Raw genomic sequence first — 20,147 nt, 5'->3', positions numbered from 1 at the left:
TTCTCCTATGTCGTGGTGCGGTGGTGGTCGGTCGCCGCGGCGGCGGCGTGGGCGCGGGTCGCCGCGCGGGCGGCGTCGAACCGGGCGCGGGGCAGCGCGTAGGCGGCGAGGTCCGGTCGCGGTTCGACGCGCAGCGCCGCGCGCCGGGCCGCCCGCAGGATCGCGGTGTCCGTCCAGGCGCCCGTGCCGAGCAGCGCGAGGGTCGCGGCGCCGAGCGCGGCGCCGTGCCGCGCGGCGTCCGGGCGGCTGATCGGCCGGCCGACGAGGTCGGCGAGGACCTGGAGCATCAGCCGGCCGCGGGCGCCGCCGCCGGTCGCGGCGATCTCCGGGGCGGCGGGCACGGCGGCGAGCATCGGGCGCGCCGCGTCGGCCAGGCTGAAGCCGATGCCCTCGACCAGGGCGCGGGCCAGGTGGCCGTGCGTGTGCCCGAGGTCCAGCCCCAGGTACGCGCCGCGCACGCCCACGCCGCCCTCGGCGACGGTGCCGCCGGCGAGGGTCGGCACGCAGGTCAGCCCGTCCGCGCCGACCGGCACGGCGGCGGCCTCGTCGAGCAGGGCGTCGAGGTCGTCGTCGCGGCCGAGTGCGGCGGCCAGCCAGCTCAGGCTGCTGCCGCCGCCGAAGGTCGACAGGGCCGAGACGTACAGGTCCGGCAGGACGTGGTCGAACACGAACGGCCGGCCGACCGGGTCGAGCACCGGGTCGGCCGCGGCCACCGTGACCCAGTTGGAGGAGCCCAGCGACACGTACGCCTCACCGGCGTGGTCGAGGCCCGCCCCGAGCGCCATGCACGAGTTGTCGACCCCACCGGCCACCACGGGTGTCCCGACCGGTAGGCCGGTGGCCGCCGCGGCGGCCGCGGTGAGCCGGCCGACGAACTCGGTGGACGGCACGATGGGTGGCCACCAGCCGGCCGGCAGCCCGAGGGCGGCCAGCACGTCGGGCAACATCCGGCGGGTACGGAGGTCGTAGGCGCCGCTGCCCGAGGCGTAGCTCGGGTCGGTGCGCTGGACACCGGTGAGCCGGGCGTTGACCCAGTCCTTGCTGCCGAGGATCCGCGTCGTGCGGGCGGCGACGTCCGGGTGCGCGGAGCGCAGCCACGCGGCCTTGAACACCGTGTACATGCCGCGCGGGAAGCCGTTGCCGGTGCGCGCGTACCAGTCGGTCTCGTCGGTGTCGGCGAAGTACGCCGCCGCCGCGTCCTCCCCGCGGGTGTCGGACCAGATCGGCACCGAGTCCAGCAGGGGCGCACCGTCCGCGTCGACCGGCACCATCGCCAGGCTGTGCCCGGACAGCCCCACCGCGACGACACGGTGCCGGCCGGCGTCGGCGGCCAGCAGTTCCCGCGACGAGCCGACGACCGCCGCCCACCAGTCCGCCGGGCGCTGTTCGTGCCGTCCCGGTGCCGGATAGGCCGTGGGGTAGGGGGCGAACGCGGTGCCGACGACCTGTGCGGCCAGGTCGACGAGGGCCGCCTTGCAGCCGCCGGTGCCCAGGTCGAAGGCGAGCGCGACGTCGCTCATGTCTCCTCCCGCCGGTCCGCGCTGCCCTGGTACGGCAACCCGGTACGCATCTGCGCCAGTCGGGTCTTCATCTCGCGGACGTCGCCGAGCGCCGACTCGCCCCGGCGCAGCAGGATCATGGTGGCGATGGTGTCGATGACGACGAGCTGGGCCAGCCGCGAGATCGTCGGCGTGTAGACGTCGGTGTTGTCGAGGGACTCGACGATCAGCGCGATGTCGCTCAGCTCGGCCAGCGGCGACGGGCCGCCGGTGATGCCGACGACGGTCGCCCCCCGGTCCCGGGCGACGCGTACGGTGTCCAGGATCGACACGGTGCGACCGGTGTGCGAGATGGCCACCAGGACCGTCGACGGTGTGCTGGTGGCCGCCGCGAGGAACTGCTGGTGCGTGTCGATCGGCGCCGAGCACGGCACCCCGAGCAGCGGGAACTTCTGCTCCGCGTCCATGGCCACGATGCCCGAGGCGCCGAGCCCGATGAAGACGACCCGGCCGGCGGCGGTGATGGCTCCCACCGCCCGGTCGAGGGCCTGGGGGTCCAGGTGGCGTCGTACGTGGTCGAGCGAGGTGATCGAGAAGTCGAAGATCTTGCTGACCAGGGTGGCCGTGCCGTCCTCGGCCTCGATCACCGACTGCGTCGCGGGGATGCCGAGCGCGACGCTCTGCGCGAGCTGGATGCGGAAGTCGTGGAACCCGTCGCAGCCGATCGCGTTGGCGAACCGGACGATGGTCGGCTGGCTGACCCCGACCGTCTCGGCGAGTTCGGCCAGCGTCATCCGGACGACCCCGTGGGGATCGGCGAGGACGACGTCGGCGACCTTGCGCTCGGAACGACGCAGTGTCTCCAGGCTTTTGTTGATGCGCTCCAGCACGGTCCCGGCGTTCATCGGGCAGCCCCCAGGTCGAGCGTGTCGCCGTGGTGGGGTAGGCGCACCGTGACGCCGCGGCGCGCGGCGGCGTCGAGGTCGAAGGTGGCCGGATCGACGGTGTTGAAGTCAAACATTCCCCAATGATGTGGCACCAGGGTGGGGATGCCGGCAGCCGCGCAGAGCTCGACGGCCTCGGCGAAGTCGAAGTTGCCGGGTACGCCGTGGGCGAGCCGGTGCGCGTCGCGTCCGTTGACCGGTAGCAGCGCCACGTCGATGCCCAGCTCGCCGAGCCGTTCGACCTGCCCGTCCCACGGCACGCAGTCACCGGAGTGGTAGATCCGGGTGCCGGCGGCCTCGACGACGTAGCCCAGGAAGTGGTCGTCGCCGCGGCTGTCCAGGAGGCGTTCCTCGTGGGCGGCGGGCAGCGCCGTGACCGTGAAGGGCCCGTAGTCGACCCGGTCGCCGTCCGCGAGGGCGTCCAGCCGGGACCGGGGCGCGCGGGAGCGGCGCAGCGCCTCGCCGAGGACCGCGCGGGGGCAGGACAGCCGGAGTTCCGACTGGGCGGCCATCAGCGGTACGAGGGTGTCCGGGTCCATGTGGTCGGTGTGCGCGTGCGAGCAGAGCACCGCGCGCAGCGGCGGCAGGCCGGTCGCGCTCACCGGCGGCGGGAGCATCCGGAGGTGCGGGAACGTCGTGCCGGCGTACTTGCGGGCCAGGGAGTCCGACAGGTACGGGTCGACGAGCAGGTGCGCGTCGCCGTCGGGGCCGGCGGTGGTGAGCCAGAAGCCGGCCTGTCCGAGCCACCGTGCGCGTACCGTCATCGCACCTCCTGGGCCGCGTCGTACAGCCGCTCGAAGTCCGGGCCGCTGGTGGGGATCCCGAGGTCGAACACGGCGTCGATCGCCCTGGTCCAGCCGTGGACGAAGTACCGCCAGCCGTCGGCGACGGTGAGCGCGTCGGCCTCGGCCCGGGCCCGCGCCTGGCGCAGGAAGCCGAGTTCCCCGCGGTAGTTGAACTCCCAGGCGTACCCGCCGTGCGGGAAGGTGGCGTCGTCGCTGAGCGGTGACCCGGGCCGGTCCTTGCCCATGCCGGTGGCGTTGACCACGAGCGCGCCCGGGGCCAGGCCCGCCAGCAGTTCGTCGTGCGCCTCGCCGCGGTCGAGGCGGTGGGTCCGCCAGGTGATCGCCGGGTCGCCGGTGGCGATGTCGGCGGTGAGGGCGGCGAGTCGCTGGTCGGCGACGTCGGTGACGACGACCCGCCCGGGTGCGTCGTCGCCGGCCCGGTGGGCGAAGTGGTCGCAGAGGGCGAGGGCGGCACCGCCGGCTCCCATGACCAGCACGTCCCGGCCCGCCATGTCCGCGACGATGGACCGCAGGGCCATCTGGCTCGTGACGGTGTCCAGGGCCAGGCCGTCGATCCAGCCGTCCCGGGCCACCAGCGCGCTGGTCTCGCGCAGCCGCGCGGCGTCGTCGTTGACCTGCCGCAGCAGGTCGTGGCCGGACGCGTAGAGGTCGAGCTTGTGGGTGGTCACCAGGGCGCCGCGGGAGAGCTCGTCGTCGCGCAGGTGCTCGACGACCCGTCGGTAGACCGCGGGCTCCGCGCCGACCGGCACGTCGATGCCGACGAGGTCGACCCCGTCCAGGCCGAGGAGGGGACGCCACGCCGCGAAGACGCGGTGGATCGCCGACGACGCGGTGCTGACGCCGATGAAGTACATGGTGGGCCGGGTGGCCGGCCGCAGGTCGTCGGGGGTCACGGCGTCACCTCCGCGACCAGCCGCACGGCGTACGCGGTGTTGATGCCGAACCGGGTCGCCCCGGCGTCGAGCAGGGTGTGGAGCTGGGCCAACGAGCGGATGCCGCCGGACGCCTTGATCTCCCGGTCCGCCCCGGCGATCTCGCGGATCACGCGGACGTGCTCGGGCGTGGTCGGCCGGGGCTGCCAGCCGGTGCCGGTCTTCAGCGACGCGGCCCCGGCGTCGACCGCGGCCCGTGCCGCGTCGCGCAGCTGGCTCTCGTCGAGCAGGCCGACCTCGAGGATGACCTTGACGGGTACCCGTCCGTCGACGGCCTCCAGCACGGCGGCGACGTCGCGGGTGGCGGCGGCCAGTTCGCCGGAGCGGACCAGCCCGACGTTCATCACGACGTCCATCTCCTGCACTCCCGCGTCGAGGAGCCAGCGCGCCTCGGTCACCTTGACCGGGGTGGCCGTGCCGCCGGACGGGAAGCCGACCGGGGAGCCGGCGTTGGTGTTCGATCCGTCGAGCAGCGGGCGCAGCACGGGCAGCCAGGAGGGCAGCACGTGAGCGGCGACGAAGTCTCCGGCCAGGGCGTGGCCGGCGAGTTCCTCGACGTCCACGCGGCCGTGCTGGGCCTGCACGGCGCTGATGTCGACCATGCGGGCCAACGCGTGGCCGGTGATCTCAACGGGCGACATAGGAGCGGTTCTCCTCAAGGCGCCATCCGTCGCCGTCGGCGACGGCCCGGTGCCGCATGCCGCCGGAGCGGGCGATGATGCCGTAGTCCTGGCCGGCGTCGGCCGGGTAGCAGAAGAGCGTGACCAGGTCGGTGTCGCCCAGGTTGACGCTGCGGTGGATGTGCACCGGCGGCACGTACGCGACGACGCCGGGGCTCAGCTCGGTCACGACGGTACGGCCGTCGAGGGTCTCCATCAGCATCAGTCCGTGGCCGGACAGGCAGTGGTAGATCTCGGTGCGGTCCTGTTGGGCGTGGATGTGGCCCCGGGTCATGTGGAACTCGGCGCCGACCCGGCCGGGCGACAGGGTGGAGATCCCGGTGATCAGGTCGCCCGCCTCGGTCGACGGGCGGAACTCGTCGACGTGGTAGATGACCCGGTCGGCCTCGGTCGCCAGGCGCGCGGTGAACGCCGCCTCGTCGGCGAAGAGCCCGCCGAGGTCGGCCAGCCTCTTCTCGTAGCGACCGGTGCGTCCGGCCATCCCCCTCGGGGTGATGACCAGGCCCGGTCCCTGTTGCGGTGCGGTCACCGTGCTCCTCCTGCTCCAGGCGGCGGACCCGTACGGCACGCCCTCGGCTCACTTTGTAGCAAAGTTACATCACGATGTCACCCACCCGGGCGGCCCCGAGGTGCTGTTTGTAGCGAAAGCATCCTGATTTCACTCAGTTGGCGGAATGGTTGGGGGTGCCATAACTGAACTTCACGGATAAAGCGGACTTACAGCGGTAGCGCAGCTACCAACTCGCGGCACCCTCGGCTAACGTTCTGGAAACACCGCGTTGACATCCGGACGGTCAAATGTAGTGTTGCTCCGTAAGTGTGGGCCTCCGCACACGGCACACGTGCAGAGGCCACAGCGAACGCCGAAAGGATCCGTCCCGGGTCACCCGGGCGGCGCCCTCTTGGCGGGCCACTGACTCCTCGAAGAACGCACGGGGAACGTCCCACCCCCACCAACCCTGGAGGAAAGATGTCCAACCGGACACGCGGCAAGACGCTCGCCCGGGGCGTCGCCGCACTGCTGGCCGTCACCCTGGCCACCACGGCCTGCGGGGCCGACGACTCAAGCGGTGGCGAGCCGGCCGACCCGATCGCCGGACGTCCCGCGCCGACCGACCAGGCTCCGGACTCCGAGGTCAAGATCGCCATGATCGGCTTCGCCAACAACCCGTACTGGGTCTCGGTGAAGGCCGGCGCCGACTACGCCAACCGGGTGCTGGGCTCCAACAAGGGCAAGGTGGACTGGATCGTCGCGGGCGAGAACATCGACGTGCAGACGGTCTCCAGCGCCATCCGCGCCGCCGACGCCCAGGGCTACAAGGGCGTCGGGTTCTTCATCGCCGGCGAGGGCAACTGCGCCGACATCAAGAGCCTGTCCGCCAAGGGCATCAAGATGGGCGTCTACAACACGCTCTTCGACTGCGTGGGAACCTCCGGCGGCACCATCAACTACGCGCAGGAGCAGTACAAGGCCGGTCAGACCGCGGCCCAGGAGATGATCAAGGCCGCCGGCGACAAGGCCGGCAAGGTCGGCATCATCGTCAGCCAGTTCACCGCCCCCGGCTCGGAGCAGCGCCGACAGGGCTTCGTCGACGGGCTCAAGGGCTCGAAGCTGACCCCGGTCAGCCAGGGCGTCGAGGCCAAGGACTCCGCGTCCAACACCTTCGCGGCGGCGCAGAACTACCTGCAGTCCACCGCCGACCTCGTCGGCATCTACGCCACCGCCGGCGGACCGTTCGGCGCGGCCCAGGCCGTCGCCGCCGCCAAGAAGCAGGACACCGTCAAGGTCATCGGTTTCGACATCACCACCGAGAACATCGCGGCAGTCAAGGACGGCTCGATGCACGGCGTGATCGGTCAGGACGCGTTCGGTCAGGGCTACAACGTCGCGGTCGAACTGTTCAACGCCGCCGTGACCGGCCAGCAGCCCGCCGAGGTGAAGCAGGAGGCCACCGCCCCCTTCGTCACGAAGGCCAACCTGGCAGAGCACGACCCCTCGGTGAAGCCGCTCGGCGCCCCGGGCGCCTCCTGATCGGAGAAGCCACCACCTCATGGAACCAACCAACCATGTGGGCGACGTCAGGCCGGCGGCCCTCGCGGCCGCCGGCCTGACGAAGTCGTTCGGCGCGGTCAGGGCACTGCGCGACGTGTCGCTGGAGTTCCCGGCCGGCCAGGTCACCGGACTGCTCGGTGAGAACGGCGCCGGCAAGTCCACCCTCATCCGCCTGTGCTCCGGTCAGATGCAGCCCGACGCCGGCCGGCTCACCCTCAACGGCGAGGACGTCTCCTTCGCGAGCCCGCTGGAGGCGATCGCCGCCGGAGTGGTGGTCGTTAACCAGGAACCGTTGCTCATCGGCGAACTGACCATTGCCGACAACCTGTTCCTCTACGACCTCGGTGAGCGCTCCGGGTTCGGGCTGGCCCGGCGCGGGGCTAACGTCCAACGGGCCCGCGAGCTGCTCGACCGGCTGGAGATGGCCGACTACCTGCCCGATCCGTCGACGCTGTGCCGCAACCTGTCGGCGGCGTCCCGGCAGATGGTCGACATCGTCCGGGCGCTCTCCCGCCAGCCCAAGGTCCTCTTCCTCGACGAGCCCAACTCCAGCCTGACGCACGAGGAGTCCGAGCGGCTCTTCGCGGTGATGGCCCGGCTGCGCGACGAGGGCGTGGCGGTCGTCCTCGTCAGCCACCGGCTGGCCGAGGTCTACTCGATCGTGGACAACGTGATCGTGCTGCGCGACGGCGCGTTCATCGCCGCCGGCCCGCCCGGCGAGCTCCACCAGCAGCGCGCCGTCGCGCTGATGGCCGGCGAACGCAAGCGGGCCGTCGTGGCGGAGGTCATGGCCGACCGCAGCGAGGCGATCGAACAGGCCGAGGTGGCGCTCGAACTGCGCGGCCTGACCGCCGACGGCTTCACCGACGTCAGCTTCGCGGTACGCCGCGGTGAGATCGTCGGGATGTCCGGGCTGGTCGGCGCGGGCCGTTCCGAGATCGCCGAGGCCGTGATCGGGCTGCGCCGCCTGACCGGCGGTGGCCTCAGCGTCGCCGGCCGGCCCGTGCGGATCCCCGGACCCGGCGCGGCCCAGCGACTCGGCCTCGCCTACGTCGCGGAGGAACGCCGCACCGAGGTCTTCCACGCCCAGAGCGTCGGCTACAACCTCACCGTCCGGGTGCTGTCGACCCTGGGTCGGCTCGGCTGGGTCTCCCCACGCCGCACCAGCGCGAAGGCGCGCGAACTGACCAGGCGCTTCGGCGTCAAGGCCGCCTCCAGCGAGGCGCCCATCACCTCGCTGTCCGGCGGCAACCAGCAGAAGGTGCTGCTCGCGCGGGCCCTCGCGGCCCGGCCGAAGGTGCTGATCCTCGACGAGCCGACGCGGGGCGTCGACGTCGGCACCAAGGCCGAGATCTACGCGACGCTGCGCGCGCTGGCCCACGACGAGGGCCTGGCGGTGTGGTTCATCTCGTCCGAACTCGAGGAGGTCGTCGAGCTGGCCGACCGCGTGGTCGTCGTCCGTGGTGGACGCGTGACCCTCGATGCCCCGAACAACGCCGGACCCCAGCCCATCGTCGCCGCGGCCATGGGCGCGACCGAAGGATCAACATGAGTGCCACTCTCGCCCCCCAGAGGCAGGAGCGCTCCTGGAAGGAGGGCGTCCTGTCACTCGTCAAGCGCCAGGAGACCGGGCTGCTTGGCGTGATCATCGTGCTGGCCCTGATCGTCAGCGTGGCGAACGAGAACTTCCTGCGCAAGGACAACCTGTACAACGTCCTGCAGACGGTGGTCGTGGTCGGCATCATCGCCGTCGGGCAGACGTTCGTCCTGATCTCCAAGGAGATCGACCTCTCGGTCGGCTCGGTGCTGGCCCTATCGGCGGTCACCGCCGGGTCGGTCTACGGCAGCGGGGCCAACCCGTGGGTGGCCGCGGCCGTGGGCGTCGGCGTCGGCGCGCTGTGCGGTTTCGCCGTCGGCTCCGTCGTCGTGCTCGGCCGGGTCAGCTCGTTCATCGTGACCCTCGGCATGCTCTCCATCGCGCGTGGCCTGACCCAGCTCATCACCGGCGGCCTGCCACAGGCGATGCCGAGCGAGCTGTCCTTCATCGGTCAGGGCCGGGTCTTCGGCGGCATCCCGGTCAGCGTCATCATCTTCCTGGTGCTGGTCCTGATCGGCCAGCTCCTGCTCACCCGCACCGTCTTCGGCCTGCGGGTCACCGCGATCGGTGACAACGACGCCGCCGCCCGCACCGGTGGCATCCCGGTGGCATGGACCCGGGTGCTCACCTTCGTCCTGATCGGCACGCTCGCCGGCATCGCCGGCATCGTCTTCTCCACCCAGGTCGGCGTGGCCGAGGCCCAGGCCGGGATGGGCTACGAACTGGACGTCATCGCGGCGGCCGTCATCGGGGGTGCCAGCCTCTCCGGCGGCCGGGGCTCGATCATCGGCGCCTTCCTGGGCGCCTGTCTGTTGGGCGTCCTGCGCAACGCGTTCATCCTGCTGGCCCTGTCGCCGTTCCTCCAGCAGCTCAGCATCGGTCTGGTCATCGTCCTGGCGGCGGTGTTCGACCAGTGGCGTCAGGGCAACCTGGGGCACCTGCACCCGCGCAACCTCCGTCAGCAGCTCGTCCGTCGCAGGGCCTGACCTCCGCTTCCGCGAAAGGATCCGCACCATGAAGCCTCAACCTTTCCGCCTCCACGACCAGCGGGTCGTCCGGGCGTTCGTCGAGGCCCGTCGGGGGCACACCCCGACGGAGCCGCGGCTGAAGTTCGGCTGGAGCAACTGGGGGTTCGGCACCGAGGAGTTGGCCGCGACCGCGGCACGGCTGGAGAAGAACGACGTGCGGTACATCGAGCTGCACGGCAACCTCTACTCCCCCGACCTCGGGTACCGGCCCGACGAGACGCTGCGGGTGCTCGGCGAGCACGGCATCACCGTCTCCGGCGTCTGCGGCATGGTCACCCCCGACCAGGAGTTCGCCCACAACCTGCCGCACGTGCGGGCCCGCGCCATCGAGTACTTCCGCCGCCAGGCGACGTTCACCCAGGCGGTCGGCGGCTCGTACCTGCTCTTCGGCGCCGGTTCGGTCGGCCGGCCCACGGTGCTGGACTCCTACGAGCTGGAGCGTTCCGCCCGGACCATGCGGCTCGTGGCCGACGACTTCGCCGCCGCCGGCATCCGGGGCGCGGTCGAGCCCATCCGGCCCGAGGAGACCAGCGTGGTGCACACCTTCGCGCAGGCCCTGCGGCTGCTCGACCTGGTGGACCACCCGGCGATCGCGCACGTCAACGGCGATCTCTACCACATGCTCAGCGGCGAGCTGCACATCGGCGCCACGATCCTCGACCACGGCGACCGCATGATCAACCTGCACCTGGCCGACACCAACCGGCGGGCCCTCGGCCACGGACTGCTCGACCTCGACGTGGTGCTCATGGCGCTGTACGCCATCGGCTACCAGCGGGGCGACAACTACTGCTCGGCGGAGCCCCTCGGCGCCGGCGGAAACCCCTACGCCGCGATGAACCTGCCGCCGCAGCCCGAGCGGCTCGACGAGCTGGTCCGCGACACCGTGCGGACGTTCCGCGAGCGCGAGGACGAGGTGCTGGGCGCGAGCGACGAGGAGCTCTACGCCCTCTACCAGATCGACTCCGAGTAGTCCGATGCCGGCGTTCACGCTGCACGTCGTGTGTCCCAACCCGGCCCTCGACCGGCTCCAGGTGGTGGAACGGTTCCGGCCGTTCGAGGTCAACCGGGTGGTCGAGGTACGCGCTCTGGCCGGCGGCAAGGGCCTGATCGTCTGTCGGGGCGCCCGTCGCCTCGGCGCGGGCGTCGCGGCGCACGGCTTCGTCGGTGGCGCCGTCGGCCAGGTGATCCGTGACGGCTGCGGCGACCTCGGCGTGCTCGACCGGCACGTCGGGATCGCCGGGGAGACCCGGGTGACGCCGGTCGTCATCGACCGGAGCACCGGTCGCTCGACGGTGCTCAACGAGCGTGGCCCACAGGTCACCGCCGGTGAACAGGAAGAGCTGCTCGCCGGACTCGACGCGACGGTGCGCCCGGGGGACGTCGTGGTCTCCACAGGCAGTCTGCCGCCGGGCTGCACCATCGACCTGCACTCCCGGGTCGCCCGGCTGGCACTCGCCCGGGGGGCGACAGCGCTCGTCGACGCGCACGGCGAGCCCCTCGCCCGGGTCGTCGACGACGCCCGGGGAACCCGGCCCGAGGGCCGGCTCGTGGTCAAACCCAACGCGGAGGAACTGGCCGGCGTGCTGGGCCGTCCGCTGCCGGACCGGGCCGCCACCACGGCCGCCGTACGCGAGCTGCACGCGCAGACCGGCGCCACCTTCGTGGTGACCCTCGGCACCGCCGGGGCGGTCTGGACCGACGGCGCCGAGGACCTGGCGGTGGACACGCCGACGGTCGAGACGGTCAACGCGACCGGCTCCGGTGACTCGTTCCTGGCCGGCCTCGCGGTCGCCCTCGGCCGGGGCGAGAGCCCGGCGTCGGCCCTGACCCTGGCCTCCGCGATGGGGGCCGCGAACGCCGCCTCGCTCGCACCGGACGTCGACCCGGCGCTGGTCGGGCGGCTGCGGGAGAGGGTGACGGTGACCAGGGGAACGGCCGGACGGGCGGCCCACGGATGAGCCAGTTCATCGGCGTCGACATCGGCACCACGCGGACGAAGGTCGGTTGCTACGACACCGACGCGGGCCGGCTCGTCGCGCTCCGGCACGCGCCCACCGTCGTCGACCCCGACCCGTGGGGCGGTCGGCGGGACGCCACGCGACTCGCGGCGGCGGTCGGCGACCTGCTGACGAAGCTGCTGGCCGACCCGGCGGTACGGCCCGACCACCTCGCCGGGATCAGCGTCGGGTCGGTCGGGGAGGAGGTCGTCCTGCTCTCCGCCGACGGCACCGTCACCGCGCCGGTGCTCGCCTGGTTCGCCGGGCACGGCCAGCAGGCCAAGGCGGCCCTGGGCAGTGACAGCGGCTGGGCCGGCACGGACGAGACCTTCTCGGTGTTCAAGCTGCGCTGGCTGGCGGAGCACCTGCCCGGCGAGCTGGCGGCGGCGCGCACCTTCACCTCGCTCGCCGACTTCGTCGCCCGGGACCTGCTCGCCGACCGAACGGCCCCGGTGTTCCTCAACGTCTCGCACGCCTCGCGTACCGGGCTGCTCGACATCCGCGCGGGCCTGCTGCGTACGGACGTGCTGCCGGACCTCGGTGCGGCCACGCCGGCGCTGCCCGACCTGGTCGACAGCGCCACCGTGGTGGGTCGTACGTCGGGCGGCGGCGTGCTGCCGGCGGGTGTCCCCGTGGTCGCCGGCGGCCATGACCACATGTGCGGTGCCTTCGGCACCGGCGTCCGCACCGCCGGCGACGTCTACGTGTCGGTCGGCACCTCGGAGGCGCAGGTGCTGCTGGTCGACGAACTGCCCGACAGGGTCGGACCGGGCCTCGACACGGGGATCTTCGTGGCGGGCGGCCTACGTTTCGTGCACCGCGCCACCCCGTCCGGCCGGTACTACCAGGCCTGGCACGACATGCTCTACACCGGCGTCCCCGACGCGACGATGTGGGAGGAACTGGCCCGCGTCGTCGACCAGGTCGACCCGGCGGTGGTCGAGGCCGACCTGCGTCGCGCCCGCCTGGCCGCCATGCCGGTGGACGTCACCCGCGCTCACGTGATGGCCAGCCTGTTGAAGGGACTCGCGGTGGAGGCCGAGGCGACGACCGCGCGGCTGGGCCGGCTCAGCGCCGTCGAGATCACCGACGTCACCGTCGGAGGGGTGGCCGCCGGCTGGCAGACGTGGCGCCGGTTGCGCCAGGAGGCCACCCGCCGTCGACTGAGATTCGTGGACGAGCCCGAGGCGACCGTTCTCGGCGTCGCCGTTCTCGCCCAGTTCGGTGTCACCGGCCGGGCCGACGTCCCGGTGCACCTGACCACCGCCGAACCCCCCGGAGGAAACCATGAACACGCCTGAGTTGCTGCGAACGCACCGCCTGGTTCCGGTCGTCGTCCTCGACGACGCCGCGTCGGCCGAACCGCTGGCCGACGCGCTGGCGACCGGGGGCCTGCCGATCGCCGAGGTCACCTTCCGCACCCCGGCGGCGGCCGAGGCGATCGCCAGGATGGCCGCCCATGGCGGCGTCACGGTCGGCGCCGGCACGGTCACCACCCCCGACCAGGTGGACGCGGCGGTGCGGGCCGGTGCGCGGTTCGTCGTGTCGCCCGGGTTCAGCGCGGCCGTCGTCCGCAGGTGCCAGGAGCACGGGATCTTCGTGCTGCCGGGCGCGAGCACCGCGACGGAGGTCATGACGGCCCTCGAAGCGGGGGTCACGGTGCTCAAGTTCTTCCCCGCCGGCAGCTCCGGCGGGGCCGCGGCGGTGTCCGCCCTGTCCGCGCCGTTCCGTCAGGTCTCCTTCGTGCCGACCGGCGGCATCGACGCCGACTCGGCCGCCGACTACCTCGCGCTGCCGTCGGTCCTCGCCGTGGGCGGTAGCTGGATGGTGCCCCGTGCGGCGATCGCGGCCGGCGAGTTCGACCGCGTCGCGGACCTGGTGGCCGCCAGCGTGGCGGCCGTCGCGCGCTGAGCCCGTCCCGGTTGCGCAACAAAGCCCAAACCGCCCTGGCCGGCTCACCGATCGGACGACACTGGAGGTGCAGAGGCACGAGAATCAGCTGGTGAAGGGCCGGGAGGGAGCACACCGTGACATCGGGATCGATGAGCCGACGGATCAAGGATCTGCTCAACAGCCCCAGAGGGCGTGATTGGATGCGGCGTGGCCGCCACCAGGCGGCCAAACCCGGCACTCAGCAGAAGCTTCAACAGTTGGTGGCCCGCCTGACCGGTCGGTCGGGCCGGCGCCGCTGAGCCGGCCGGCGGACAGGGACCAGCGGGAGCAGCCATCATGAGCGACACCAGCCTTGGCACCGACCGTCAGCGGGGCAGCGACTACGCCGACCTGTCCCGGCAGGTCCGTGCGGAGGGCCTGCTCGGGCGGCGGCGAGGCTACTACGCGGTACGCATCGGTCTCGTCGTCGGTTGCTTCGCCGGGCTGTGGGCCCTGTTCGGTCGGTTGGGTGAATCGTGGTGGCAACTGGGCGTCGCGGTGGCCCTCGCGGTGGTTCTCGCGCAGGCCGGGTTCGTCGGCCACGACGCCGGGCACCGGCAGATAGCCCACTCGCGCCGGGTGAACGACCTGATCGGCCTCGTGCTCGGAAACCTCCTGACCGGGATCAGCTTCGGCTGGTGGGTGGACAAGCACAACCGGCACCACGCCCACCCGAACACCGAGGGCAGAGATCCCGACATCACCTTGGCGGCCCTGTCCTTCACCACCGGCCAGGCCCGGCGGCGGCGCGGCCTCGGCGCACTGGCCGTCCGTCACCAGGCGTACCTGTTCTTCCCGCTGCTCCTGCTGGAGGGCCTGCACCTGCACGCCGCCAGCGTCCGGGCGGTCCTCGGCGGGCGCCGCATCGCGCGTCGACCCGTCGAAGCCGGGCTGTTGGCCCTGCACTTCGGCGGCTACCTCACCGCCGTCCTCCTTGTCCTGAGCCCGGCCCAGGCGGTCGCATTCGTCCTCGTCAACCAGGGCCTGCTCGGCCTGTACCTCGGCTGTTCCTTCGCCCCGAACCACAAGGGCATGCCGATCCTGAGCGCCGAGGACGATCTCGACTACCTGCGGCGGCAGGTCCTCACCTCCCGCAACGTCCGCGGCGGGGCGTTCCTCGACACCCTGCTCGGCGGCCTGAACTACCAGATCGAGCATCACCTGTTCCCGAGCATGCCGTGCCCCAACCTGCGCCGCGCCCGGCCGTTGATCATGCGATTCTGCGCCGAGCACGACATCGCCTACCACGAGACCACCCTGGGCCGCTCCTGGGCGGAGGCACTGCGCCACCTGCACGACGTCGGATCGCGTACCCCGTAGAGGGACGTCGCAGCCGCTGCGGCCACTACGCGTGGGCGCCGCCCCCGGGCGGCTGCTGAGCGGGGCTCCCCCGCCGTCCGTCGGGCGGTGGTGGGAGTTCGACCATCGCCGCGACGAGCGCGTCCACCGGCACGGTGGCGAAACCGACCCGGGCGTCGCTGGCCCCGTACGGCAGCCACAGCAGGCCGGAGTGGACGAGCCCTCCGCAGGAGTAGACGACGTTGGGCACATACCCGTCGCGTTCGGACTCGTCCGGCGCCAGGAGCGCGCCGGGGAGCTCGGCGAGGACCCGTTCCGGTCGGTTCAGGTCGAGCAGGAGGGCGCCGATGGCGTACCGGCGCATCGGGCCGACGCCGTGGGTGAGCACGAGCCACCCGGCGTCGGTTTCGATGGGTGACCCGCAGTTGCCGACCTGGATCAGTTCCCAGCTGCGGCCCGGGGCGTGCAGCAGCACCGGCGCCTGCCACCGGTTGTCGCCGTCCAGGCAGGTCAGCCCGATGGTCTCGCCGTCGGCGCGGCACAGTGCGAGGTGGCGACCGCCGACGGTACGGGGGAACAACGCGACGCCCTTGTTGCGGGCGCCCGGGCCGCGCATCGGGGTGATCTCGAAGCGCCGCAGGTCGGGGCTGGCCAGCGCCCGGGTGGCGATACGCCGGCCGTCGTAGGCCGTGTAGGTGGCCCGGTACACCGGTCCGGACTCGTCGGTGAACCTGACGAACCGGGCGTCCTCCATGCCGTTGCTCTCCGCCGGGGTGGCCGGCCAGAGCACCCGTTGCTGCAGACTGGTGTCGGCGGGGAAGGTCACGGCGTAGCTGGCGGCGTTGGTGCGTCGCACCTGTTCGACCGTGTGGGGCGCGCTGCCGCGGGAGAGCAGGTCGGGCGGGAGGCCGGCGAGGGTCCGCTCGAAGGTGGCCTCGTCGTAGCGTTCGGGCAGGGAGTCCAGCACGGTGGCGGAGACCTCGTTGTCGCAGTCGTCCTCGGCCAGGCCGGCGGCGAGCAGGTCCCGGCGGTGCCGGACGGCGATCTGCTGCCCGACGACGAGCGGACCGGGGCGACCGGCGACGGCGAGACGGTCACCGGGTCCGAGCACGGCGCTGGCGAACCCGATCGAGGACAGGTGCCCCTCGCCGATCTGGCGCAGACTGATCGCGACCCGCAGCTGTCCCGGTTCCAGGCCGTCCTGATCGGGGTGGACCACCATCGACGGGTTGCACAGCGCGGCGGACTCGACCGCGTACTCGTGGCTGAAGTAGGCGCCGACCAGGAGACGGGTGGTGGGGGAAAGGTCCCGGGCCCGGGGTGCCCGGTGCCGGACGAGGTCGTAGTGGTGGTGGAACGTGCCGGACAGGTCACGGTGCCGGCCACCGAATCGGTCGAGGGTGTCCCGCAGCAGCCGGCCGGTCTCCTCGTCGTCGAGCCGGGCGACGCGGTCGATGAGCGCCTGCGCGCGGGTACGGGCCACGGCGGCGTCCTCGCCGGGCACGAAGAGCTTGACGACGACCCGGCTGGGGTCCGGACTCAGGGTGAGGTTCTGCCGGACGGCCAGGTCCCGGGTCACGACCACCGCCGCGCGTGCTGCAGGGTGGAGATCAGCGCGAGGGTGGACTCGGCGCCCTGGTTGAGGTTGGGTCCGTGTGGGGTCAACCCGTCGTAGCCGCCACCGGTGGCCGGATCCCACATCGGCGTGCCGACGTCGTTGTCGCCGAGGAACCAGCCCACGGCCTGCCGCACCCCGACGTCCCAGACCGGGTCGCCGGTGACCGTGCCGGCCGTGGCGCAGGCATCGGCGAAGGCGGCCACCTCGATCGGCTGCTGGTCGTGGCGGAGCCGCGCCGCACCCCGCTCCCAACCCGCGGCCGGCACGACCGACAGCCGCCCGTCGCGCAGTTGGACGTCGCGCAGCCAGGCCAGCATCCGCAGGCCGCCGTCGAGCAGGGGGCCGTCGTGGCGCAGTTGGCTGGCGGCGATGACGACCTCCGCGAGGGCCGCGCTGGCGTAGGTCAGGCGCGGCTGGGGCCAGGGCCATCCCGGCTCCGCCGACGGGGTGCCGATCGCGGCTGCCGCATCGGCCAGCAGCGCTGCCGCGGCGGCATGGGTGGGGTGACGGCGCAGCACCTCGACGGCGCCGAGCCCGGCGAAGGCCATCGCGTGCGGGGCGGGGCTGCGCCGCACGGCACCCGCGCTGAAGGCGACGAGCGCCTCCTCCCGGATCCAGGCCGCGGGGCTGCGGGCGGCGGCGGTACCCAGGCCCCACAGGGCCCGTCCCCACCAGTCGCCGAGCCCGGGCCGGTCGGCCCAGCGCCGGTCGTGACCGAGCCGGTTGTGGAAGGCGCCGCGGGTGTCCTGCGCGTGGGTCAGGAAGCCGAGGTAGCACTCCGCGAGCCGGAGCACCGCGCCGGTCGGCTCCGGCTCCCGGCTCGTGACGAGCAGACCCCGGGCGACGTCGTCGGTGCAGTAGCCGTGTTCCCGGCGGACGATGGCGTGCCGGGCGTGTTCGAACAGGCCGGTGTCGTCGCTCAACCGGGCCAGATGGGCGAAGCTCGGCTCGGGCGCGCTCAGGCGGCGGGCGGGCGGCTGGCTGCCGGCCCTCGTCGCGGGACGGCCTCCGGTCAGGGTCACGCCGCCGCCGCGCTGACCACCGGCGGGCGGGCGGTGGTGAGCCGTTCCGCGAGGGCGTCGTACCGGGCCGCCACCGCCGGCCAGCGCAGCTCCGCGGCCGCCGGCCGGACGCGGCCGGCCAGCCGGGCGGCCAGGCCGGGCTCGGTCAGGATCCGCCGGATCGCCTTGGCCAGCGCCACCGGATTGCCATGGGGTACGAGCAGGCCGGGCCCGTGGGTGAGCAACTCGACGGCGTGCGGGAACGGCGTGGCCACGACGGGCACCCCGGCGGCCACCGCTTCGACGAGGACCCCGGAGGTGACCTGCTCACGGGAGTCGTACGGCAGCAGGACCACGTCGGCGGAGCGGATCAGCGCGCCGAGCGCGGCCGGGTCGTGGTACTCCGACTGGTAGTCCACGGTGTGCGCGACACCCAGCTGCGCACCGAGCTGGTGCAGTCCTGCCCGGTACGCCTCCCCGTGGTGCTCGATCACCTTCGGGTGGGTCCGGCCGGCGACGGTGAAGGTGGGGGTCGGGTCGAGGTCCTGCAACCGGGCGAGGGCCCGCAACGACCACTCGATGCCCTTGCCGGGGCCGAGCAGCCCCCAGGTGAGCAGGTGCGGACGGGTACGGCGGGGGGCGGAGAGGCCGGCGTGATCATCGGCGCCGTGCGGGATGACCGTGACCTTCGCCGGTTCCACGCGGTAACCGACGAGAAGCCGGTCGCGGGCCGTTTCGGTCATCGTGACGACTGCACCGGCCTCGGCGACGACCTGCTCCAGCAGGGACTTCTGCCCGGCGGTGGGGTTGCTGAGCACGGTGTGCAGGACCACGATGCTCGGCACGGTGAGTTGGCGCAGCAGCGGCAGAACCTCCCGGCCGTCGGCGCCGGGGTAGATCCCGTACTCGTGCTGGATGATCGCCACGTCGAAGGCGTTCAGGGCGGCGGCGGCCTGCCGCCAGCCCGCCGTGGCGTCCGCCGCCCAGGTGTGCACGACGTCGGGCAGGGCACGCTGGTCGTCACCCCTGTCGGTGAGCCGTACGACGCCCCCCTGGGCGCCGCCGGCGGTCAGGTGTGCGGCCAGGAGGGAGTTGAAGCTGGCCAGTCCGCACCGGGTCGGCGGGTGGGTGCTGAGGAAACCGTAGCTGGGCATGGCTTGGGCCTTTCGGTTGTGGGCCGCCGCCCGAGGAACAGGGGGCGTGCCCCGCGCGGGTGACACCGCACGCGGACGGCGTGGGTGGCCGGCGGAAGGGGCCCGGGTCCGGCCGCCGCGGGTGCGGGGTCCGGTTCGTCAGGGTCGTGTCGGTCGTTGCGCGGGTTCAGCGCTGTGAGCGGCCGATGAGGTCGTCGTAGACGGTGAGGTAGTCGTCGACCATCCGGTCCGCGTCGAAGCGCTGCCGCGCCCGCTCCCGGCACCCGGCCCGGTCGATCTTCGCGACCGTGGTGACGGCGTCGACGGCCTGCTCGACGGTGTTCACGAGCAGGCCGGTCACCCCCTCGTCGACGACTTCCGACATGGATCCGCGCGCGTACGCGACGACCGGCGTGCCGCACGCCATCGACTCCACCACCGACAGGCCGAACGGCTCGTCGAAGGCGATCGGGTGCAACAGGGCGGCGCTGGCGCCCAGGATTTCCGCGCGCCGTCGGGGGCCCACCGAGCCGAGGAAGATGACCCGTTCGCCGTCGATGTGCGGCGCCACCATCTCGGTGAAGTACCGCTCGTCCTGCACGATGCCGCAGATCGTCAGGGGCCGACCGGCGAGCCGGGCGATCTCGATGGCGGTGTGGGTGCCCTTGTCGGGGTGGATCCGCCCGAAGGCGACCAGGCCGGGGCCGGCCTCCGGGGTGAACGGCAGCCCGGTCATGTCCACGCCGTGGTGCACCGTGGCGACGTAGTCGAGCCCGGCGACCCGGTCGGCGTCGGAGATCGACACGTAGGACGACCGGGCCTTGGCGTACGCGGGCAGGATACCGGCGCCGGAGAAGCCGTGGACGGTGGTGAGCAGCGGAGCGCGGCAGTGCTCGGCGAAGGCCAGCGGCAGCCAGTCGAGGTGGTTGTGCACCAGGTCGAACTCCGCCGAGCGGGCGAACGCGTGCGAGACGTGCATCGCCTCCCACACCCGCCCGTCCATCGACGGCTCGTCGGCGTACCCCCGCGGGCAGACGCCGTCGAGGGCGGCGGAGGTGACCGAGTCCAGCGTCGCGAAGAGCGTCACGTCCACCCCGCGGGTGGTCAGCCCTTCGGCCAGCAGGCCCGTCACCTGTTCCCAAGGGCCGTAGTGGTGCGGCGGTGTCCGCCACGCCACCGGTCCGAGCAGAGCCACCCTCATGGGGACAACGCCTCGGCGAGGTCGGCCGGATCGAGACGCAGCGTCGAGAGCAGCCCGGTGTGCTTGGCGGGGTCCACCCACTCCGGCAGCTCACGCTCGACCCAGTCGGCTCTGGCGTGCTGGTCCCGCCCGCGAAGGGCGTCGACAATCCGGTGCCGTGCGATCCTCATCGTCTGCGCTCCCTCTGTTGAACCGTGGGTACGGGTGTGGCCTCCTCCCGGCTCGGAGGAGGTAGCGGTGTGCAGGTGCCGGGCCCGACTCTGCGGGCCCGCAAATCTCCAGGTTGACCGAGGGGCCGGCAGTCAGGGTGCCGTCGCTGTCGCGACGGAGCTGAGCGTTGCTCACTGCCCGTCAGGGGTTGGCGGCGGCGGAACTGGCGGGGCCACCGGGGACCCGGACGACTCGGCAACCGTACGCCTCATCC

Annotated in this window: 19 protein-coding genes; 8 read left to right on the top strand and 11 right to left on the bottom strand. The window is 72.7% G+C overall.

Annotated features, from left to right (window positions below; translation table 11 throughout):
- Positions 1-5: 5 nt before the first annotated feature.
- From ABT023_RS14730 to ABT023_RS14705, 6 genes are read right to left on the bottom strand one after another with little or no spacing between them, the layout of a single operon-like run.
- Positions 6-1,520 (bottom strand): xylulokinase, encoded by a 1,515-nt coding sequence (locus ABT023_RS14730; protein ID WP_350885502.1) that lies wholly within the window; start codon positions 1,518-1,520, stop codon positions 6-8.
- Positions 1,517-2,404 (bottom strand): SIS domain-containing protein, encoded by an 888-nt coding sequence (locus ABT023_RS14725; protein WP_350885500.1) that lies wholly within the window; start codon positions 2,402-2,404, stop codon positions 1,517-1,519. The genes ABT023_RS14730 and ABT023_RS14725 overlap by 4 nt, the downstream gene beginning before the upstream one ends.
- The gene (locus ABT023_RS14720) at positions 2,401-3,207 is read right to left on the bottom strand and encodes an MBL fold metallo-hydrolase (RefSeq protein WP_350885498.1); all 807 of its coding nucleotides are present in this window, start codon (positions 3,205-3,207) and stop codon (positions 2,401-2,403) included. The genes ABT023_RS14725 and ABT023_RS14720 overlap by 4 nt, the downstream gene beginning before the upstream one ends.
- Positions 3,204-4,142: a hypothetical protein gene (locus tag ABT023_RS14715; RefSeq protein ID WP_350885496.1), complete on the bottom strand. Its 939-nt coding sequence runs from the start codon at positions 4,140-4,142 to the stop codon at positions 3,204-3,206. Before ABT023_RS14715 ends, ABT023_RS14720 begins: the two co-directional genes overlap by 4 nt.
- Positions 4,139-4,822 carry a deoxyribose-phosphate aldolase gene (deoC, locus tag ABT023_RS14710; protein ID WP_350885494.1) on the bottom strand — a complete coding sequence of 228 codons (684 nt, stop codon included), beginning with the start codon at positions 4,820-4,822 and terminating at the stop codon, positions 4,139-4,141. The genes ABT023_RS14715 and deoC overlap by 4 nt, the downstream gene beginning before the upstream one ends.
- Entirely contained in the window at positions 4,809-5,390 is a 582-nt protein-coding gene (locus ABT023_RS14705; protein WP_350885492.1) for a glucose-6-phosphate isomerase family protein, read from the bottom strand. The genes deoC and ABT023_RS14705 overlap by 14 nt, the downstream gene beginning before the upstream one ends.
- Before the next feature lie 441 nt (positions 5,391-5,831).
- On the opposite strand from ABT023_RS14705, the gene ABT023_RS14700 reads away from it, so the two are divergent.
- From ABT023_RS14700 to ABT023_RS14665, 8 genes are all read left to right on the top strand, one after another.
- Positions 5,832-6,893 carry a sugar ABC transporter substrate-binding protein gene (locus ABT023_RS14700; protein ID WP_350885490.1) on the top strand — a complete coding sequence of 354 codons (1,062 nt, stop codon included), beginning with the start codon at positions 5,832-5,834 and terminating at the stop codon, positions 6,891-6,893.
- Between the two features lie 19 nt (positions 6,894-6,912).
- Positions 6,913-8,466, top strand: a complete 1,554-nt coding sequence (locus tag ABT023_RS14695; protein WP_350885488.1) for a sugar ABC transporter ATP-binding protein — start codon at positions 6,913-6,915, stop codon at positions 8,464-8,466.
- The gene (locus ABT023_RS14690; RefSeq protein WP_350885486.1) at positions 8,463-9,497 is read left to right on the top strand and encodes an ABC transporter permease; all 1,035 of its coding nucleotides are present in this window, start codon (positions 8,463-8,465) and stop codon (positions 9,495-9,497) included. Before ABT023_RS14695 ends, ABT023_RS14690 begins: the two co-directional genes overlap by 4 nt.
- A 28-nt stretch (positions 9,498-9,525) precedes the next feature.
- A complete protein-coding gene (locus tag ABT023_RS14685; protein WP_350885484.1) occupies positions 9,526-10,512 on the top strand; it encodes a sugar phosphate isomerase/epimerase family protein in 987 nt (328 codons plus the stop codon).
- Between the two features lie 4 nt (positions 10,513-10,516).
- The gene (locus ABT023_RS14680) at positions 10,517-11,500 is read left to right on the top strand and encodes a 1-phosphofructokinase family hexose kinase (protein WP_350885482.1); all 984 of its coding nucleotides are present in this window, start codon (positions 10,517-10,519) and stop codon (positions 11,498-11,500) included.
- A complete protein-coding gene (locus tag ABT023_RS14675; protein WP_350885480.1) occupies positions 11,497-12,840 on the top strand; it encodes an FGGY-family carbohydrate kinase in 1,344 nt (447 codons plus the stop codon). The genes ABT023_RS14680 and ABT023_RS14675 overlap by 4 nt, the downstream gene beginning before the upstream one ends.
- Positions 12,827-13,450 carry a bifunctional 4-hydroxy-2-oxoglutarate aldolase/2-dehydro-3-deoxy-phosphogluconate aldolase gene (eda, locus tag ABT023_RS14670; protein WP_350885478.1) on the top strand — a complete coding sequence of 208 codons (624 nt, stop codon included), beginning with the start codon at positions 12,827-12,829 and terminating at the stop codon, positions 13,448-13,450. The genes ABT023_RS14675 and eda overlap by 14 nt, the downstream gene beginning before the upstream one ends.
- Before the next feature lie 318 nt (positions 13,451-13,768).
- On the top strand, positions 13,769-14,791 hold the full coding sequence (locus ABT023_RS14665) for a fatty acid desaturase family protein (RefSeq protein ID WP_350885476.1): 1,023 nt from the start codon (positions 13,769-13,771) through the stop codon (positions 14,789-14,791).
- Between the two features lie 25 nt (positions 14,792-14,816).
- Here the strand turns inward: ABT023_RS14665 and ABT023_RS14660 are convergent, their stop codons facing one another.
- From ABT023_RS14660 to ABT023_RS14640, 5 genes are all read right to left on the bottom strand, one after another.
- Positions 14,817-16,349, bottom strand: coding sequence for a glycoside hydrolase family 130 protein (locus tag ABT023_RS14660; protein ID WP_350885474.1), 1,533 nt, complete (start codon positions 16,347-16,349; stop codon positions 14,817-14,819).
- Positions 16,346-17,410 carry a glycosyltransferase gene (locus ABT023_RS14655; protein WP_502890677.1) on the bottom strand — a complete coding sequence of 355 codons (1,065 nt, stop codon included), beginning with the start codon at positions 17,408-17,410 and terminating at the stop codon, positions 16,346-16,348. The genes ABT023_RS14660 and ABT023_RS14655 overlap by 4 nt, the downstream gene beginning before the upstream one ends.
- Positions 17,407-18,543: a glycosyltransferase gene (locus tag ABT023_RS14650; protein ID WP_350885473.1), complete on the bottom strand. Its 1,137-nt coding sequence runs from the start codon at positions 18,541-18,543 to the stop codon at positions 17,407-17,409. Before ABT023_RS14650 ends, ABT023_RS14655 begins: the two co-directional genes overlap by 4 nt.
- A gap of 166 nt (positions 18,544-18,709) precedes the next feature.
- Positions 18,710-19,723: a glycosyltransferase family 4 protein gene (locus ABT023_RS14645; protein WP_350885471.1), complete on the bottom strand. Its 1,014-nt coding sequence runs from the start codon at positions 19,721-19,723 to the stop codon at positions 18,710-18,712.
- Positions 19,720-19,893, bottom strand: coding sequence for a hypothetical protein (locus ABT023_RS14640; protein ID WP_350885469.1), 174 nt, complete (start codon positions 19,891-19,893; stop codon positions 19,720-19,722). The genes ABT023_RS14645 and ABT023_RS14640 overlap by 4 nt, the downstream gene beginning before the upstream one ends.
- Between the last annotated feature and the right edge of the window lie 254 nt (positions 19,894-20,147).

This window comes from Micromonospora sp. NPDC002296, assembly GCF_040296145.1.
Taxonomy (GTDB): domain Bacteria; phylum Actinomycetota; class Actinomycetes; order Mycobacteriales; family Micromonosporaceae; genus Micromonospora.
Note: the sequence above shows the minus strand (reverse complement) of the source record. Positions and strands in the feature narration are given on the sequence as shown.

Coding starts and splice junctions, on each gene's coding strand:
- ABT023_RS14650 (WP_350885473.1), bottom strand. CDS start 18,543: ATGCCCAGCTACGGTTTCCTCAGCACCCACCCGCCGACCCGGTGCGGA.
- ABT023_RS14685 (WP_350885484.1), top strand. CDS start 9,526: ATGAAGCCTCAACCTTTCCGCCTCCACGACCAGCGGGTCGTCCGGGCG.
- ABT023_RS14665 (WP_350885476.1), top strand. CDS start 13,769: ATGAGCGACACCAGCCTTGGCACCGACCGTCAGCGGGGCAGCGACTAC.
- ABT023_RS14690 (WP_350885486.1), top strand. CDS start 8,463: ATGAGTGCCACTCTCGCCCCCCAGAGGCAGGAGCGCTCCTGGAAGGAG.
- ABT023_RS14640 (WP_350885469.1), bottom strand. CDS start 19,893: ATGAGGATCGCACGGCACCGGATTGTCGACGCCCTTCGCGGGCGGGAC.
- ABT023_RS14700 (WP_350885490.1), top strand. CDS start 5,832: ATGTCCAACCGGACACGCGGCAAGACGCTCGCCCGGGGCGTCGCCGCA.
- ABT023_RS14675 (WP_350885480.1), top strand. CDS start 11,497: ATGAGCCAGTTCATCGGCGTCGACATCGGCACCACGCGGACGAAGGTC.
- ABT023_RS14695 (WP_350885488.1), top strand. CDS start 6,913: ATGGAACCAACCAACCATGTGGGCGACGTCAGGCCGGCGGCCCTCGCG.
- ABT023_RS14725 (WP_350885500.1), bottom strand. CDS start 2,404: ATGAACGCCGGGACCGTGCTGGAGCGCATCAACAAAAGCCTGGAGACA.
- ABT023_RS14680 (WP_350885482.1), top strand. CDS start 10,517: ATGCCGGCGTTCACGCTGCACGTCGTGTGTCCCAACCCGGCCCTCGAC.
- ABT023_RS14730 (WP_350885502.1), bottom strand. CDS start 1,520: ATGAGCGACGTCGCGCTCGCCTTCGACCTGGGCACCGGCGGCTGCAAG.
- eda (WP_350885478.1), top strand. CDS start 12,827: ATGAACACGCCTGAGTTGCTGCGAACGCACCGCCTGGTTCCGGTCGTC.
- ABT023_RS14645 (WP_350885471.1), bottom strand. CDS start 19,723: ATGAGGGTGGCTCTGCTCGGACCGGTGGCGTGGCGGACACCGCCGCAC.
- deoC (WP_350885494.1), bottom strand. CDS start 4,822: ATGTCGCCCGTTGAGATCACCGGCCACGCGTTGGCCCGCATGGTCGAC.
- ABT023_RS14720 (WP_350885498.1), bottom strand. CDS start 3,207: ATGACGGTACGCGCACGGTGGCTCGGACAGGCCGGCTTCTGGCTCACC.